This window comes from Pseudomonas flexibilis, from assembly GCF_000806415.1.
Classification (GTDB): Bacteria; Pseudomonadota; Gammaproteobacteria; order Pseudomonadales; family Pseudomonadaceae; genus Serpens; species Serpens flexibilis.
The window spans coordinates 514,610-532,152 of the sequence record NZ_JTAK01000004.1 but is presented as its reverse complement, the minus strand read 5'-3'; the positions used below and the strand labels follow the sequence as shown (position 1 = coordinate 532,152).

Below are 17,543 nucleotides of genomic sequence, written 5' to 3'. Positions count from 1 at the left end.
CTTTTCCACCAAGACCAAGGCACCGCGCTGGGGGAGCGGTGGACAATCGCTGCGCGAGTTTTCCACCCTGCGACAGCCTGGCCGAGCACCCGGGCGGTGCCAGCCTGGAACGGTCATGTCTGACCTGAACTTGCCCAAACCAAAAAGGCCCCAGGATTTCTCCTGGGGCCTTTTCGTGTATCTGGCGCATCCGGCGGGATTCGAACCCACGACCCCTGCCTTCGGAGGGCAGTACTCTATCCAGCTGAGCTACGGATGCGTTGAGGGCCGCCATGATACTCATCTCGCCCGCGGGCGTCCACGGCGCCGGTGCGGCGGGGTTCAAACGGCGGCGAGAGGGTCGTTGCCGTAGAATTTTTCAAACGTCTATTGCCCTTCCCAGTGGCCAATCCTAGGATTGCGTTTGAAATTTCAAACATTCCTGAAGCGCAGCGGCGCTGGGAGACTGCCATGCAACTCAACGATTCCACGCTGTTCCGTCAGCAGGCCTACATCGACGGCGCCTGGGTCGACGCCGACGGTGGCCAGACCATCGTCGTGAACAACCCCGCCACGGGGGAAGTGCTGGGCACGGTGCCGAAGCTGGGCGCTGCAGAAACCCGCCGCGCCATCGAGGCCGCCAACCGGGCGCTGCCGGCCTGGCGCGCACTGACGGCCAAGGAGCGTGCGCAGAAGCTGCGCCGCTGGTTCGAGCTGCTGATGGAAAACCAGGATGACCTGGCGCGGCTGATGACCCTGGAGCAGGGCAAGCCGCTGGCCGAGGCCAAGGGCGAGATCGCCTATGCCGCGTCCTTCATCGAGTGGTTCGCTGAAGAGGCCAAGCGCGTCTATGGCGACACCATTCCCGGCCACCAGGCCGACAAGCGCCTGATCGTCATCAAGCAGCCGATCGGTGTGACCGCCGCGATCACCCCGTGGAACTTCCCGGCCGCGATGATCACCCGCAAGGCCGGCCCGGCGCTGGCCGCCGGCTGCACCATGGTGGTCAAGCCGGCCAGCCAGACGCCGTTTTCGGCGCTGGCGCTGGTCGCGCTGGCCGAGCGCGCCGGCATTCCCGCCGGCGTGCTCAGCGTGGTGACCGGCTCGGCCAGCGAGATCGGCAATGAGCTGACCGGCAACCCCATCGTGCGCAAGCTGTCCTTCACCGGCTCCACCGAGATTGGCCGCCAGCTGATGGCCCAATGTGCGCCGGACATCAAGAAGCTGTCCCTGGAACTGGGCGGTAACGCGCCCTTCATCGTCTTCGACGACGCCGACCTGGACAAGGCGGTGGAAGGCGCCATGGCCTCCAAGTACCGCAATGCCGGGCAGACCTGCGTATGCGCCAACCGCCTGTACGTGCAGGAAGGCGTCTACGACGCCTTCGTCGAGAAGCTCAAGGCGGCGGTGAGCAAGTTGAAGGTCGGCAACGGCCTGGAGGCCGGCGTGACCACCGGCCCGCTGATCGACGACAAGGCAGTGGCCAAGGTCCGCGAGCATATCGACGACGCCCTGGGCAAGGGCGCCGAAGTGGTGCTGGGCGGCCAGCCCCACGCGCTGGGCGGCAGCTATTTCGAGCCCACCATCCTGGTCAACGTGCCGCGCAACGCCCGGGTGTCCCGCGAGGAAACCTTCGGCCCGCTGGCGCCGCTGTTCCGCTTCAAGGACGAGGATGAAGTCATCGCCATGGCCAACGACACCGAGTTCGGCCTGGCCGCCTATTTCTATGCCCGCGACCTGTCGCGGGTGTTCCGTGTCGCCGAGGCGCTGGAGTACGGCATGGTTGGCATCAACACCGGAATCATCTCCAACGAGGTGGCGCCGTTCGGTGGCGTCAAGGCCTCGGGCCTGGGCCGCGAGGGCAGCAAGTACGGCATCGAGGAATACCTGGAACTGAAATACCTGTGTCTGGGGCTGTGAGGACGATCATGAGCAAGAGCAACGAAACGCTGATGCAACGCCGCATGGCCGCCGTGCCGCGCGGGGTGGGGCAGATTCATCCGATCTTCGCCGAGCGGGCCGAGAACGCCACCGTCTGGGACGTGGAAGGCCGCGAGTACATCGACTTCGCCGGCGGCATCGCCGTGCTCAACACCGGCCACCTGCACCCGAAGGTGGTGGCCGCCGTGCAGGCGCAGCTGGGCAAGCTGTCGCACACCTGCTTCCAGGTGCTGGCCTACGAGCCCTATGTGGAGCTCTGCGAGAGGATCGCCGCCCGCGTGCCCGGCGACTTCGCCAAGAAGACCCTGCTGGTGACCTCCGGCTCCGAGGCGGTGGAAAACGCCGTGAAGATCGCCCGCGCCGCCACCGGCCGCGCCGGGGTGATCGCCTTCACCAGCGGCTACCACGGTCGCACCATGATGACCCTGGCGCTGACCGGCAAGAAGGTGCCCTATGCCGCCGGCATGGGCCTGATGCCCGGCGGCGTGTTCCGCGCCCAGTACCCCTGCGCGCTGCACGGGGTGAGCGTGGATGACGCCATCGCCAGCATCGAGCGCATCTTCAAGAACGACGCCGAGCCGCGCGACATCGCCGCCATCGTCATCGAGCCGGTGCAGGGCGAGGGCGGTTTCCATGTGGCGCCCAAGGACTTCCTGCAGCGGCTGCGCGCGCTGTGCGACCAGCACGGCATCCTGCTGATCGCCGACGAGGTGCAGACCGGCGCCGGGCGCACCGGCAGCTTCTTCGCCATGGAGCAGCTGGGCGTGGTGCCGGACCTTACTACCTTCGCCAAGTCCATCGCCGGTGGCTTCCCGCTCTCGGGGGTGTGCGGCAAGGCGGAGGTCATGGATGTGATCGCCCCCGGCGGGCTGGGCGGCACCTACGCCGGCAGCCCGATTGCCTGCGCGGCGGCGCTGGCGGTGCTGGAGGTGTTCGAAGAGGAACAGCTGCTGGCGCGCAGCCGTGCGCTGGGCGAGATGATGACCGCCCGCCTGCGGCAGTTGCAGGGCAAGCATCCGGTGATCGCCGAAGTGCGCGGGCTGGGCGCCATGGTGGCGATGGAGCTGTGCGAGGGCGGCGACCCGCATAAGCCTGCGGCCGAGCTGACCGGAAAGATCGTGGCGCGCGCGCGGGAGAAGGGCTTGATCCTGTTGTCGTGCGGCAGCTACGGTAACGTTATCCGCATCCTGGTGCCGCTGACGGTGCCGGACGAGCAGCTGCAGCGTGGCCTGGCGATTCTGGCGGAGTGCTTCGATGAGCTGGCCTGATACTCGTCCGCCAGGGCGGTGCACACCGGTTGGTGGACAGGAAAAGCGCTGTCCACCCTACGGGTAGTTTCGGTGTAGGGCGGACAACGTTGTCTTTGTCCGCCGGGGCGACGCCTACTCCAGCGCCATCCACTGCTCGCTGAGGTTGCGGGTGTGGCGGTCCACGGCCAGTGGCGCGAAGGGGCGGCCGGACAGGCTGACCATGGCCGTGCTCTGGCTGTTCATGTCCATGAAGGCGTTACGCAGGTAATTCCAGCGGGTCTTGAGCTTGTCGCCCAGTTCTGGGTTCTGACCCGCCAGGGTTTCCACTTCCTTGTCGATCGCCGGCACCAGGGTGCGCTCGTCCTGACCCAGGTAGGCGTTCGGCTGCTCGCGGGCGATCTCGAAGTTGCCGAAATAGGCGCGGCTCAGGTACTGCACCGACAGATACTCGATCTTGGCGGCCAGTTCGGCGGGCGTGGCGTCCGGGTGCGCGCGCAGGCCGGTAAGGAAATCCCGCAGCGCCTGGCTCAGCGCCTCGGGGTAGCGCCAGGGCATGTTTTCCTCGCCAGGGCCGAAGTCGACGCCTTGTCGCAACTGGTCGACCAGCGCCTGATGGCGGCGGCGCAGGGTTTCGTCCGGAACCAGGGCCTGCATGGCCTGGCCGAGTGCCTGCAGGTCTTCTTCCAGGCGCTGCAGATGCGCCTGCTGGAAGCCTTCGCCGCGTACCAGCATCAGGCTGCTGGTGGCGCGCGTGGCCTGGATCTGTGCGCGCTCGACGGGGGTGGGGGCGGCAAAGGTATGTGCGGGCAGGGTGGCCAGCAGCATCAGGATGGCGCCGAGCCCTCGGCGCAACGGGGCGAAGCGATGCATGGGGGTGCTCCTGTAATTGTTGTAGTGAGCAGGTGACGGCAGTCGGTGACAGCCTAACCCCCGTGATAGCGCAACGTCATCCCTGACGCCGGTTTTGTGAGCGCTGCCTCGTCCTCAGGACAGATGGGCCGGCACGCCGGCCTTGGGCTTGAAGTAGAGCGTCTGGCCGCGTGTCAGGTCGACCAGGCTGGCGTCGTCCTTGGCCACTTCGGCCTCGATGGGCTCTTCCTGGCCGTCCACCTTCAGCGTCACCCGGGTGATGGCGCCCAGCGGGCGGATGTCGCGGACCTCGGCGGGGCGATGCTCGTCCGCGGCGTTGCGCGACAGCGAGATCTCGTGGGGACGGAACAGGATGTGGTGTTCCTCGCCCATGTACAGGCGGTTGGCATCGCCGAGGAAGTGGTAGACGAACGGGTTGGCCGGGTGCTCGTAGACCTCGGCGGGCGAACCGATCTGCTCGATCACGCCCTTGTTCATCACCACGATGCGGTCGGCCACCTCCATGGCTTCCTCCTGGTCATGGGTGACGAACACGGAGGTGAGGTTGATCTCCTCGTGCAGGCGCGCCAGCCAGCGGCGCAGCTCCTTGCGCACCTTGGCGTCCAGGGCGCCGAAGGGCTCGTCGAGCAGCAGGATCTTGGGTTCGACCGCCAGGGCGCGGGCCAGGGCGATGCGCTGGCGCTGGCCGCCGGACAACTGCTCGGGGTAGCGGTCGCCCAGCCAGTCGAGCTGGACCATCTCCAGCAGTTCCTTGACGCGGCGGGCGATGGTGGCTTCGTCCGGGCGCTCGGACTTGGGCTTCATGCGCAGGCCGAAGGCGACGTTGTCGAAGATGGTCATGTGGCGGAACAGCGCGTAGTGCTGGAACACGAAACCGACGTTGCGGTCGCGCACGTCGCGGGTCGAGACGTCCTCGCCGTGGAACACGATCGAGCCGCTGTCCGGGGTTTCCAGGCCGGCGATGATGCGCAGCAGGGTGGTCTTGCCGCAGCCGGACGGGCCGAGCAGGGCGACCAGCTCGCCGCTGTGGATATCCAGGTTGATGTCGTTCAGCGCGCGGAAGGCGCCGAACTGCTTGTTCACGTTACGGACTTCGATACTCACAGGTTTATTCCTCCGCGCCACTGTGGCGTAGGCGGTTGATGCGCGATTCGCTCCATTGCTTGAGCAGCAGGATGACCAGGGCCAGTGCCAGCAGCAGGCTGGCGACGCTGAACGCGGCGACGTGGTTGTATTCGTTGTAGAGAATTTCGACATGCAGCGGCAGGGTGTTGGTCAGGCCGCGAATGTGCCCGGACACTACCGAAACGGCGCCGAATTCCCCCATGGCGCGTGCGGTGCAGAGTACCACGCCATAGATCAGGCCCCAGCGGATATTCGGCACAGTGACGTGCCAGAACATGCTCCAGCCGCTGGCGCCCAGCAGGCGGGCGGCCTCCTCTTCCTGGGTGCCCTGTTCCTGCATCAGCGGGATCAGCTCGCGGGCCACGAAGGGAACGGTGACGAACAGGGTGGCCAGCACGATGCCCGGCACGGCGAAGATGATCTGGATGTCGTGCTCCTGCAGCCAGTCGCCGAACAGGCCCTGGGCGCCGAACAGCAGCACATAGACCAGGCCGGCAATCACCGGCGACACCGAGAAGGGCAGGTCGATCAGGGTCACCAGAATGCTCTTGCCGCGAAACTCGTACTTGCTTACGTACCAGGCGGCGGCCACGCCGAACAGCACATTGAGCGGTACGGAAATGGCCACGGCCAGCAGGGTCAGGCGCAGGGCGGCGAGGGCGTCGGGCTCGAAAATGGCGCTGAAGAAGGTGCCGACGCCGGCCTGCAGGGCTTCGGTCAGCACGATCACCAGCGGCAGCAGCAGAAAGAAGGCGAACACGCTCCACGCGGCGCCGATCAGCGTCAGGCGTCCCCACTGTAGCGGGGCCTGGCGGGCAACGGCGGGAAGCGGCACCGCCACGGAAAGACTGCTCATGGGCATGCTCCTCAGCGGCTCCGGATGTAGCGCTGCAGCAGGTTGATCAGCAGCAGCAGGATGAAGGCGACCACCAGCATCAGCACACCGATGGCGGTAGCGCCGGCGTAGTCGTACTGGTCGAGCTTGACCATGATCAGCAGCGGCAGGATCTCGGTCTTGCCTGGCATGTTGCCGGCGATGAAAATCACCGAGCCGTATTCGCCCACGCCCCGCGCGAAGGCCAGGGCGAAACCGGTGAGCCAGGCCGGCAGCAGCGCCGGCACCAACACGTGGCGGAACACCTGCAGCGGCTTGGCGCCCAGGCAACTGGCGGCTTCCTCGACCTCCCGGGGGATGTCGGCCAGCACCGGCTGCAGGGTGCGCACCACGAAGGGCAGGGTGACGAAGGTCAGTGCCAGGGTGATGCCCAGCGGGCTATAGGCGATTTTCAGGCCCACGGCGCTGGCGAACTGGCCGATCAGGCCGTTGGGCGCGTACAGCGCGGTGAGCGCGATGCCGGCCACGGCGGTCGGCAGGGCGAACGGCAGGTCGATCAGCGCGTCGATCAGCTTGCGGCCGGGGAAGCGATAGCGCACCAGCACCCAAGCCAGCAGCGTACCGATCACCCCGTTGAGCAACGCGGCGCCAAACGCGGTGGCGAAACTGAGCTTCAGCGCGGCCAGTACGCGCGCCGAGGTGGTGATGGCCACGAACTGCTCCCAGGTCAGCTCGGCAGTCTTCACGAACAGCGCGGCCAGCGGAATCAGCACCAGGAAGCTGAGGTAGCACAGCGTGTAGCCGAGGGTCAGTCCGAAGCCGGGGATGACGGGTGAGGTGCGGCGCAACATGGAATACCCCTACCGTCAGTGGGCCTGGTAGATCTGGTCGAACACGCCGCCATCGCTGAAGAACTTCGGTTGAGCCTCCTTCCAGCCATTGAAGGCGCCTTCGATGGTCACCAGTTCCAGTTGCGGGAACTGCTGGCTGAACTCGGCGGCGATCTTCGGATTGCGCGGACGGTAGAAGTTCTTCGCGGCGATGCGCTGGCCCTCTTCGCTGTACAGGTAGTTCAGGTAGGCGGTGGCCAGTTCGCGCGTGCCCTTGCGCTCGACATTGCGGTCCACCACGGTGACCGGCGGCTCGGCGAGGATCGACAGAGACGGCACGACGATTTCCAGCGCGTCGCCACCTTCCTCCTTCAGCGCCAGGAACGCCTCGTTCTCCCAGGCCAGCAGCACGTCGCCGATCCGGTTGTTCACGAAGGTGATGGTCGAGCCGCGGGCCCCGGTATCCAGCACGGGCACCTGCTTGTACAGCTGGGTCACGTATTCCTGGGCTTTCTCATCGCTGCCGTACTGCTTCTTGGCCCACGCCCAGGCGGCCAGGAAGTTCCAGCGCGCGCCACCGGAGGTCTTCGGGTTCGGGGTAATGACTTCCACGCCCGGCTTCACCAGGTCGCCCCAGTCCTTCAGTCCCTTGGGGTTGCCCTTGCGCACCAGGAACACGATGGTCGAGGTGTAGGGCGTGCTGGCGTCCGGCAGGCGCGACTGCCAGTCGGCGGGGATCAGCTTGCCGAGGCGGTGCAGTTCATCGATGTCGCCGGCCAGCGCCAGGGTCACCACATCGGCGCGCAGGCCGTCGATCACCGAGCGGGCCTGCTTGCCCGAACCGCCGTGGGATTGCTGGATGGTGACGTCCCCCTTGCCTTGGGCTTTCCAGTGCTGGGCAAAGGCGGAGTTGAATTCCTGGTACAGCTCGCGGGTCGGGTCGTAGGACACGTTGAGCAGCGTGTCGGCCGCCAGGGCCTGGGTGGTGAACAGCGCGCCGGCGAGGGCGGCTAACGCGAAACGGCGAATGGACATGTGAAGCTCCTGGAATGACGGATTCGGATTGCGGCAGTGGTGCGTCTGGGCGCGCCCTCCGGTTGTCCAGTCGGGCCGTGTCGTTGTTCTTCGGCGATTACTTGCGCGGCTCGCTCAGCCGGTACTTTTCCTTGCGCTCGATTTGCACGACACGGCTGTCGTGCACGGTGATCTCCACCGAGCCGTAGCGTAGGTTGCGCAGGGCGGCATGAATCTCGCGCAGCAAGGAAGCGTCTTCGGCCGGCACGTCGAGGCTGCGGGGCGTTGTGCTCATGGGAAGTGCTCCATCGGATTCCCCTCCCCGGGGGAGGGTGGAGCGGACTATAGAGAGGCTTTCTTATTCTTAAAAATATCTTTTAAGAATTTTTATATTCCATAATGGGATATATGCATTAGCGCCGGCGCGCCCGGTCCAAGGCGGCTGCACCTGCCGAGACTGCAGGGCCTGGTGGGCGGATGCTCGGGTTGGGTCCCGAGATCAGCATCGGCTGAAGGTGAAATCCTCGGCCTGGGGTGTGGCCTGAATGCCCTTGGCTTCCTGGCAGCGGTAATAGGCTTCGATGGTGAGGTTGGGGTCGATCCTCGCTTGCAGGATGCACGGCCGTGTTTGCCATTTATGGTCGCGGGTGCGCTGCATCATTTCCCCACGGCCGTGGCTTTCCCAGTCCGCATGATTCATGTCGCGCCAGTGACGTGGGTTGCGCCGGTATTCCCGGTCATGGGTCGCCGTGGTGGGGTCCAGGTGGCGGAACTGCTCGAGGATCGGCAGATCAGGCAAGGGCTGGGTGACATCCATGTAGCGTTGCAGGGTGTCCCAGAAGGCCATGGCCTCGTTGAGGCTGAAGTCCAAGGAGTGCAGCTTGGCGCCGAGGCAGACTTCCATCGTGGTGTAGCGATGGTGCAGCCAGATAGCGTAGCCGCCGCTGCCATGGGGGCCGGGCCGGTACTGCGCGGTGGCGTCGAATTCATAGAATGGCGCGGTGAAGGGCTTCTGGAAGCGGCGCCCAATGGTGAGCATGCCGGTCTGGCGATTGAAGCCACTGCCGTCGTGCTTGAAGACCCGCAGGTACAGGTCGAGCAGGTAATCCCAGCCGATCAGACCCATAAAGACGCTGAAGGCCATGCCGAGGCACGCCCATAAATAATCCGCGTCATGGGAGGACTGATATTCCAAGATCGAGGTGGTTAAGCCAATGGAAAATCCGATGCCGGTTTGGATCAAATAGTATTTGATGCTGGGTCTTTCCTTTCCTATTAGCCACAGGCTCAATCCCATCATTGAAAATGCGATAAATGCAGTAAGGTTTGGCATAGAGTTTTTTGGAGTCGCTAGGGATAATGCCCAGAAAATCCACGGGATACCGACAATCGAGCTGAACTTTAAAAAGGGATGCAGTATTAGCAACTTGGCGGTGTTATCAAAATTCCAGCGCTTATGGTTGATGTAGAGATCGTTCTCGCTTCTCCCATCTAGAAAGCCGGTCTGCCCCGGCCTTAACTGAGCATCCACATCCTTCCAGGGTTCCAAATTGGCGTAGTTTCCCCAGTGCAATGGAATACGGGTCAGACTGGAGCGATTGGCATCCTGTCTCCACTTGTGCGGCGGCTGTGCGGGAATGTCCGTGCTGCGGTAGGCCGATCCGGCGTAGATCGTGGGGGGCATGGGGGTGTTCATTTCGCAAAGGCTCGTTGTGCAATCAACCAGTAAGGAATGTTGTCGGCAGTTACATCCAGTGTGCGTGCCGGGGTAAACGCCTGCCATTGGCGCGGCTGTGGTTGGGGAAGAACAATCTGGTTGTAACCGGGGAAGAGGTCGTGCTTGTCCTCGTCCGACTTGCCCAGTTCAAGTTGGATATAGACTTTCAGGCTGTAAGTTGGCGGGTGACGATATGGGCGTGTGTCATACCCGGAGCTTGCTCTGTGCAGGGCGGAATAGATGAAGAGCATACGGTTATCGGTCAGCCGTATCGGCCCGAGCTTTGCGGTTGGATTGAGTCGAGGATGCTGAGTCCAACCTGAAGTATCGCTGCGTCTGTGCTCCGTTTCGACGGCGATCAGCTTGCACTCCTGAACAGTGCGGAATTGATCCAGTAATGGCGTGCTCAGTTCCACAGCCCAGTCGTTCGGTTCCAGGTGCATACGCGCTTCCTGCAACGCAGCGTGGAGTTGCTTGCGATCCTCCTCGCTGGATTGCTGTTGCCAGTGCTGCAGGCGCTCCAACCGTACACGCGGCTCACCCAGCGCTCCGAGCAATTGCTGATACGCCTGCAAGGGATCGTTCATATGAGGGAGACGCGGCTCGATGCCAAAGGGACCGTGCTTGATCGCCTGTTCCACGGCGCCATCGGCCAGTAGCACCGAACCGATGACCCCGGTGACCAGCAGGCCCACCCCCAGCCCGAGCAGCCAGGGGCTGGCCAGCAGGCCGATGGTGTAGAAGCCCCAGATGGCCGAGCCAGTAGCGGCGACTAGATGGGCGGTGGCGATGTCGTCCTCGCCGTCGCGCAGGGCGCGACCGGCATCCCAGAGAAACAGGCCTGCGGTAACTATGCCCATCGCAAATGCCGAACCAAAACGGCCATAGCTCAACAGGCTGCTGCCACCGGTGCGCTTGACCAGGTTTTCCGCCCAAAATCCGGTGGTTTGAAAGCCACGCTGTTCCCAGAAGACATACCAGGGGTGAGTTGTCATTTTGGAATCAGCCAGTAGCTTCAGCGCCACGTTATTGCCGGCGATTGCCAAATCAGCCAATGCTCCGATCCCTCCGAAAATCTGCCTTCCTACTTCTCCGTTGGCAGATAAATGCTGAGTCCCAACCGTATTCGCATACAAATTAAACCCCGCAAACACCGTTGCCAGAACAGGCAGGCTTTTGCCCTCGGACAGGCTTCTGGCGGTATCCAGACGAGTAGTGCCAACACGCCATTTTCTGTATTCGGCCAGCAGCGGATCATCGGCTTCCGCCGCCACCACCATGACCTTCCCCAGCTCTTTTTGGGCAAAGCCCAAGCGCTCGGCTTCCTTACCACTGCTGGTAACCAGCGTATGCCCGCCGCGCCCCTGAAGGCTTGCCTTTCGATAGTCCTCGGTGCGGGTCATGGTGGCGCGCTCGGCTGCCGTCAAGCCGAAGCTGAAGCCGTCGCCATGGGCGCCCAGCACCACCAGGTTTTTTTCCAGGGCTTCGGCCTGGGGCAGCAGCTTGAGCCTTCTGGCCAGACTGTGCAGTTTTTGCAGCAACGAGAAACTGGGCGTAAAGCTGCGGTGCAACTGCACTTGAATGGTTTTGTCACTCTCGGCTAGGCGTTTCACGGCCAGCGCGCTGGCATTGGCGACATGATTGAGCAGTTCATCAATGGCCAGCGTCAGGTTCTGACCCGCATAGGTGTGATTGAACAGACTCAGGGAACTCAGCCCCAAGCGTTCAGCGTTTACGTCCATGGGGTTGTCGGCCAGGGCCCGCAGGCGGCGGGCGGTTTCTGGCAACTCCTCCCCTGCGCCCATCAAGCCCTTGGTCAGCGCATGGGTAGCCTCGATCAGTTGCCGGGTGAGCCTGTTCACGCCAGCACTGACTTTACTGTCCTCCGGCTCGATGCAGCGTGGGTCGCAGCCGTTCGGGGAACGATTGAGTATCTCCAGCAGCTCGACCAGTTGGGCATAAGGCTCCATCAGCCGCTCATCGTGGCTGTGTTGGAAATCGTTCCAGAAGGGAGGCAGTCGCTCGACCAGCCTCAGGATGTGTTCTTGGTGTTGGTAGAGCTGTTCTCGGGCGTATTCTCGCTCGTCATGCAGAGTGGCCTTTTTCAGGTCGCCGATACCGACATACCTCCTCAACTCATTGAGAGGACTCTGGGCGGGCATGACTGTTTGATACAGCAGCTCGGCATACCGACCAAATTCCTGGTGCGGCACCAGGGCGTTGAGCGTTTGCAGCAGCTCGGCGGCGAGGCGCGACTGGACGACCGCATGTCGCAAGGCGAACAAGGGATCCTCCAGCATCACGCCGATCAGTTGTGGGTAGCCGCGCAACTGGTATTCGCTCAACAAGTCCGGATGGTCCGGGAACGCCGGCAGCGGCCCGGGCGGCGGAGCCTTCAGAAAACCGGCCAGTTCCGTTTGGCGCTGTTCGCGCTGCTTGACCAGAGAGGTGAGTGGGAAGTCCGTGGCTCCTGCATGGAAGAGCAGGGGATCTTCGAGCAAGTTTTCCAGGTGTGGGTCGCGGGCACGTAGGCCTTTGCTGATGCGGGTGATGGGGATTACCGGCATGGCCTGGGTGGCCCGCCAGCGTTCGGGTCCCACCAGAGCCGCCGACCAGGTTGGGCCGAGCGGGTTACAGCGTTGCCTGATGCGCCCAACCTCCTGCTCCAACCACGCGATGTACTCCCAGGTCCACGGCAGTTCGCTGTAGGCCATGTGCAGTTCGCCGGCGATCGCCCGGCCCTGCAGCAGCATGGGCAGCAGGATCAGGTGCTGGCGGGCGCCGACGGGTGGGCGTTCGTCGGCGTCCAGGCCCTGTTCGGCCTGCTTGCGCCAATGGGCCAGGTCTACTTCGAACAGCTGTCCCGTGCCATCAGCCTCCAGCTCGCGCCACAGCCGGTTCCCCCAGAAGACATAGATGCGACCCGGCCGGGGCAGTGCCCCCTTGGGCGCTTCGTTCTGCCTGTCGTACCCCGGCAGGCGGGCCAGCGGCAGGACGGCGAGCAGGGTGTTTTTCTGAAGATCCGGTTGTTCTGTCGTGCTGCGCGCGTCGTCCAGCAACGGGATGGTCAGGGTGCCGCCGTCGCTGCGCGCGATGTTCAGCACCAGACGTGCCTGGCGTGCGTCGTCATACTCGGTGCGCTTGCGTACGCCCTGCTCGATGGTCTGGTCCTTCAGTTCACTCATGACCCTGGTCCTTGGGATCAAGCAGTTGCAGTTGGCTGCCGAGCGCGGGATCGCCCCAGACGTCGACGATCAGGGTTCGTTCACCCGGCTCAGCAGCGTCGAGATCGCTGTGCTGCCCAGCGGCCTGATGGGATGCCGAACGTTCGCTCGCCGCTGGTGGCGTGTCGGTTTCACTCACCTGCGGCAGCAATGGCTGCGCCCCGGCGCCTTTCCCCGCGCTTCCGCCCGAATTCAGCCTCACCTGCGCCCCCACCAGTGTCACGCCGCTGGCGTCCAGCTTCACGAAGCTGCCGCCGACCTTGAGGGTCAGTTCGCTGCCGGCTTGCAGGACGATCTTCTCGCCGCTGGCGAGATGGATTTCCTGACCGGCCTCGATGAACTGCCCGGCCCCCAGCTTCAGGTGCTGGCTGCCCTGCACGGTGAGGTGGTCGTCGGCTCTGAGCTCCGCCAGGCGGTTGCCGTGGGTGATGCGGTGTTCCTCGCCCTTGAGCGCGCTGTGGCTGTCGCCCGCGACGGTACAGTGGCGTTGGTTGCCGATCCACAGGCGATGGTCATGGTTGATGTGCTGTTCCCAGTCGCGCTGGGCGTGTACGTGGATGCGTTCGGCGCCCTGGCGGTCATCGATGCGCAGTTCGTGGAAGCCTTGGCCGCCGGGCGAGCTGCGGGTCCGGAACACACTGCAGGCGCGCTGGTCCGGCAGCGGGCAGGGCGGTTCATGTTCGGCGTGGTAGAGGCAACCGGTGACCAGCGGGCGGTCAGGGTCGCCATCCAGGAAGCTGATCAGCACCTCCATGCCGACACGTGGGATGAGCAGGGCGCCGTACTGGTCACCGGCCCAGCCACTGGCCACGCGCAGCCAGGCGCGGCTGTGCGTAGCGGCAGCGGCTTCGCGCTCCCAGTGGAAGCGCACCTGGACGCGGCCCAGCTCGTCGCAGTGGATGTCCTCGTCGTCCGGTCCGGTGACCACCGCCGTCTGGGCAGAGAGCAGGCGGGGTCTGGCCTTCAGGCAGGGCAGGCGGTAGGGCGCTTGCCAGGGGATGGCGACGAAGCGGTTGCGGTAGCCGGGCGGGTCCGCGGGTGCGGATTCGCGGTGGCCGGCAAAGGCTTCGAGCACTTGCGGCTGGTAGCCCTGGTGGTGAACCTCGGTGAGCAGCCATAGCCGGTTGAAGTCGTCGCGGGGATGGCCTTGCAGCTCCAGAAAGTGGCCGCTGGCAAGCAAGGGCTGGCTGCTGCTGCCTTCAGCGCGCAGGGCATCATGCTGAAGACCTTCCAGTGCGCGACGGGCGAGCTGGGTGCCGCGGCTGCGATCGGTGAAGCGGCCCGGGTAGTGGTATTGCTCACCGGTGCTGGAGGGCGTGTCGGCCTGCGAGGCACTGCTCTGCATCTGCAGGCGGGGCTGGCGCTCGTCATGATCGCGCAGGGTCACGGTGTCGCTGCGGCTTTCCAGGCGCACGGTGAAGCGCTGAATGGCCGGAGTTTCCTGCGGCTGGCCGCTGTCGGGCCGGAACGGCTGGGGCGCGCACAGCCGGGGAAAGACCGTCTGATCATCGCCGAAAACCAGCACATGACCCTGTTTCGCGCTGTGGCGGAAGTGGTAGTGCAGGCCTTCCTCTTCGCACAGCCGCCGCAGGAAGTGCAGGTCGCTTTCCGCGTACTGCACGCAGTACTCGCGGGCGGGATACTCCGTTTCCGGGAACTGGCAGGCGTCGCCCTGGATGCCATGCTCGGCCAGCAGCTGCCGGAGGATCTGCGGCACGCTCTTGTGCTGGTAGATGCGGCAGTTGCGCCGCTGCTCCAGCCAGGCAAGTGCGGGGCGCAGCTCGATGCGGTAATGGCTGATATGTACGGTGCACTGGGTCTGCTCGATGCGCCAGACCAGGCCATGCAGGCCGCGGCCCTGGCCGAGATCGAGCCAGGCCGGCTGACGCAGCAGGGCCGCCAGGTCGAGGTCCGGCTGCCGGCTGACCAGGTGCAGGTCGATGGAGTAGGGCTGGCCGATGATTTCCACGGCCTCGAAGGCCAGCACCTGCAGCTCCAGGTCAGCCAGCGACAGGTTGAAGCGGGGGCTCGACATAGACATTCCTTGTCGGCGAGGCGCCCCGGTTGCGGAGCGCCCTTCCAGGCTTACACGTTCGGCGCGCGCCAGTCGTCCGAGCCGGAGGTGCCGGCGACTTCATGGGTCCAGATGATCTTGCGGTAAGTGAAATAGACGTCTTCCAGGTGGGTGAAGTGGGTCATGTCCGGGTCCTGGCAGTTGGGCATGCGCGACTGCACGTCGACGATCACCGCGTCCTCCAGCTCGATGGTGAAGTAGTGCTCCTGGGTGCCGGTGGAGGAGGTGCGGAACCATTCCAGGCGGCACTTGTTCAGGCGCTCGCCGGAGGTCAGGGCGTTGAAGATCAGCGGCGACGACTTGTCGAACACCTTGCTGATCATCAGCGGCTTGTGCACGCGCTGGCCGGTCGGCTGGCCGGACTGCGGGTCGCGGGGAATGATCACCTGATGGCTGAAGGCCTGGACGAGGATCTGGTCCTCATGGCCTTCCTGGAAGATGTTGCCGACCGAATCCTCGGTGAAGGTGCCGGCGGTGATCAGGCCCTGCTTGCTGCCCTCGATGGTCAGGTAGGCGGGAGTTGGCATGGGTACGCTCCTTGTAGATGGGTAGGGTTGCCCCGATCCCATGGCAAGCGGCGTGCCTGAAGCATAAAAGTCTTTTGCATCAATGGGTTGGAAGCCTGTTGCAGGCGCGGTGTGCGGCGTGTCACGGGAAATTGCGCAACAAGCTGCGCGGCGGATGGCGGCAGGCTGCGCAGCAGGGCTGCCCAGTCCTTTTTGTAGGAGCGAATTCATTCGCGAGCTGTTGGGCTCGACAGTCTGGACGGTCGCCGGAAGGCTCGCGGACGCGTCCGCTCCCACAAAAAGCCCTCCATAAAAAAGGGGAGCATCCTGCTCCCCGATGAGGAAACTGTGTTGGGAATCAGCCGGCGATCTCGATCAGCACTTCGCCCGGCGTGACGCGGTCCCCCTTGGCCACATGCACGGCCTTTACCGTGCCGGCGATCGGCGCCTGTACCTCGGTTTCCATCTTCATCGCCTCGGCGATCAGCACGGGTTGGCCGGCCTTGACCACATCGCCTTCCTTGACCAGCACATCGACGATGTTGCCCGGCATGTGGGTGCTGACATCCCCGGGGGCGCTGGCCTGCTTGCGGTTGCCCGCTCCGCCGGCCACGAAGGTGTTGAGCGGCTCGAACACCACCTCCTCGGGCATGCCGTCGATGGACAGGAAGAAGTGGCGCTTGCCGCCGCCTTTCACGCCCACGCCGGTGATGTCCACGCGGTAAGTCTCGCCGTGCACATCGATGATGAACTCGGTGGGCACGCCCTCGTCGGCCGGACTGGCGCCGGTGCCGTTGGACATCGGCAGCAGCGGTTCCGGGGTCAGGGTGCCGGCGGCGCGCTCTTCCAGGAACTTGCGGCCGATGTCCGGGAACATGGCGAAGGTCAGCACGTCCTCCTCGGACGTTGCCAGCCCGCCGATCTCCGCGCGCAGACGGTCCATTTCCGGCTTGAGCAGGTCGGCCGGACGGCAGACGATCACCTCCTCATGGCCGATGGCCTGGAAGCGCAGGTGTTCGTTCACCTCGCCCGGCGCCTTGCCGTAGCGGCCCTGCAGGTACAGCTTCACCTCGTTGGTGATGGTCTTGTAGCGCTCGCCGGCCAGCACGTTGAAGAACGCCTGGGTACCGACGATCTGCGAAGTCGGGGTGACCAGCGGCGGGTAGCCAAGGTCCTTGCGCACCCGCGGAATTTCCGCGAGTACCTCGTCCATGCGGTGCAGGGCGCCCTGCTCCTTGAGCTGGTTGGCCAGGTTGGAAATCATCCCCCCCGGCACCTGGTTGACCTGCACGCGGGTGTCCACGCCGGTGAATTCGCTTTCGAACTGGTGGTACTTCTTGCGCACCCCGTAGAAATACAGGCCGATCTCCTGCAGCAGCTCCAGGTCGAGGCCGGTGTCGTACTCGCTGCCACGCAGGGCGGCGACCATCGACTCGGTGCCTGGGTGGCTGGTGCCCCAGGCCAGGCTGGAGATGGCGGTATCGATGCGGTCGGCGCCGTTCTCGATGGCCTTCAGCTGGCACATGCTGGCCACGCCGGCGGTGTCGTGGGAGTGCACCACCACCTCCAGCTGCGGCAGCGCCTGCTTGAGGGCCTTGACCAGCGCGCCGGTGGCGTAGGGCGTCAGCAGGCCGGCCATGTCCTTGATGGCGATGGAGTCCACGCCCATGGCGGACATCTGCCGGGCCTGCTCGACGAAGGCGTCGATGGTGTGCACCGGGCTGGTGGTGTAGGCGAGGGTTCCCTGGGCGTGCTTGCCGGCCTTCTTCACCGCGCGGATGGCGGTTTCCAGGTTCCGCACGTCGTTCATGGCGTCGAAGATGCGGAACACGTCGATGCCGTTCTCGGCCGCCTTGGCGACGAAGGCTTCCACCACGTCGTCGCTGTAGTGGCGATAGCCGAGCAGGTTCTGGCCGCGCAAGAGCATCTGCAGACGGGTGTTGGGTAGCGCGGCGCGCAGCTGGCGCAGGCGTTCCCACGGGTCTTCCTTGAGGAAGCGAACGCAGGCGTCGAAGGTGGCGCCGCCCCAGATTTCCAGCGACCAGTAACCCACGCGATCCAGCTTGTCGCAGATCGGCAGCATGTCCTCGGTGCGCATGCGGGTGGCCAGCAGCGACTGGTGCGCATCACGCAGGATGGTGTCGGTAACGGTGATCTTCTTGGTCATGGTTCAGTCCC

The 17,543-nt window shown here is 64.6% G+C and carries 13 protein-coding genes and 1 tRNA gene; 2 read left to right on the top strand and 12 right to left on the bottom strand.

The genetic code is table 11. The annotated features are described in order from the left end of the window. Nucleotides 1-182: 182 nt before the first annotated feature. Nucleotides 183-259, bottom strand: a tRNA-Arg gene (locus PT85_RS11570). A gap of 191 nt (nt 260-450) precedes the next feature. Between PT85_RS11570 and gabD the strand changes: the two genes are divergently transcribed. Beyond that, the gene (gene gabD / locus PT85_RS11565; protein ID WP_039606709.1) at nt 451-1,899 is read left to right on the top strand and encodes an NADP-dependent succinate-semialdehyde dehydrogenase; all 1,449 of its coding nucleotides are present in this window, start codon (nt 451-453) and stop codon (nt 1,897-1,899) included. A gap of 8 nt (nt 1,900-1,907) precedes the next feature. Then, nucleotides 1,908-3,188 (top strand): 4-aminobutyrate--2-oxoglutarate transaminase, encoded by a 1,281-nt coding sequence (gene gabT / locus PT85_RS11560; RefSeq protein WP_039606708.1) that lies wholly within the window; start codon nt 1,908-1,910, stop codon nt 3,186-3,188. Between the two features lie 114 nt (nt 3,189-3,302). Here the strand turns inward: gabT and PT85_RS11555 are convergent, their stop codons facing one another. The 11 genes from PT85_RS11555 to oadA all read right to left on the bottom strand — a co-directional run bounded on the left by PT85_RS11555 (nt 3,303) and on the right by oadA (nt 17,532). Continuing rightward, complete coding sequence (locus PT85_RS11555; RefSeq protein WP_052237664.1) at nt 3,303-4,040, bottom strand: hypothetical protein; 738 nt, start codon at nt 4,038-4,040, stop codon at nt 3,303-3,305. A 114-nt stretch (nt 4,041-4,154) separates the two neighbouring features. Further along, nucleotides 4,155-5,144: a sulfate/molybdate ABC transporter ATP-binding protein gene (locus tag PT85_RS11550; protein ID WP_039606707.1), complete on the bottom strand. Its 990-nt coding sequence runs from the start codon at nt 5,142-5,144 to the stop codon at nt 4,155-4,157. A 4-nt stretch (nt 5,145-5,148) separates the two neighbouring features. Beyond that, the gene (gene cysW, locus PT85_RS11545; protein ID WP_039606706.1) at nt 5,149-6,021 is read right to left on the bottom strand and encodes a sulfate ABC transporter permease subunit CysW; all 873 of its coding nucleotides are present in this window, start codon (nt 6,019-6,021) and stop codon (nt 5,149-5,151) included. Nucleotides 6,022-6,032: 11 nt separating this feature from the next. Further along, nucleotides 6,033-6,851 carry a sulfate ABC transporter permease subunit CysT gene (gene cysT, locus PT85_RS11540; RefSeq protein WP_039606705.1) on the bottom strand — a complete coding sequence of 273 codons (819 nt, stop codon included), beginning with the start codon at nt 6,849-6,851 and terminating at the stop codon, nt 6,033-6,035. Between the two features lie 15 nt (nt 6,852-6,866). Further along, a complete protein-coding gene (locus PT85_RS11535) occupies nt 6,867-7,865 on the bottom strand; it encodes a sulfate ABC transporter substrate-binding protein (RefSeq protein WP_039606704.1) in 999 nt (332 codons plus the stop codon). A gap of 97 nt (nt 7,866-7,962) precedes the next feature. Further along, entirely contained in the window at nt 7,963-8,139 is a 177-nt protein-coding gene (gene oscA, locus PT85_RS17560; RefSeq protein WP_065365679.1) for a sulfur starvation response protein OscA, read from the bottom strand. Between the two features lie 204 nt (nt 8,140-8,343). After that, complete coding sequence (locus PT85_RS18310; RefSeq protein WP_234702697.1) at nt 8,344-9,540, bottom strand: hypothetical protein; 1,197 nt, start codon at nt 9,538-9,540, stop codon at nt 8,344-8,346. Then, on the bottom strand, nt 9,537-12,746 hold the full coding sequence (locus PT85_RS11525) for a hypothetical protein (RefSeq protein WP_039606703.1): 3,210 nt from the start codon (nt 12,744-12,746) through the stop codon (nt 9,537-9,539). The genes PT85_RS18310 and PT85_RS11525 overlap by 4 nt, the downstream gene beginning before the upstream one ends. Next, the gene (locus PT85_RS11520) at nt 12,739-14,820 is read right to left on the bottom strand and encodes a type VI secretion system Vgr family protein (protein WP_234702696.1); all 2,082 of its coding nucleotides are present in this window, start codon (nt 14,818-14,820) and stop codon (nt 12,739-12,741) included. Before PT85_RS11520 ends, PT85_RS11525 begins: the two co-directional genes overlap by 8 nt. 50 nt (nt 14,821-14,870) lie before the next feature. Beyond that, nucleotides 14,871-15,386 (bottom strand): Hcp family type VI secretion system effector, encoded by a 516-nt coding sequence (locus PT85_RS11515; protein ID WP_039606701.1) that lies wholly within the window; start codon nt 15,384-15,386, stop codon nt 14,871-14,873. A 337-nt stretch (nt 15,387-15,723) separates the two neighbouring features. Continuing rightward, a complete protein-coding gene (oadA, locus tag PT85_RS11510; protein ID WP_039606700.1) occupies nt 15,724-17,532 on the bottom strand; it encodes a sodium-extruding oxaloacetate decarboxylase subunit alpha in 1,809 nt (602 codons plus the stop codon). Nucleotides 17,533-17,543 lie beyond the last annotated feature (11 nt).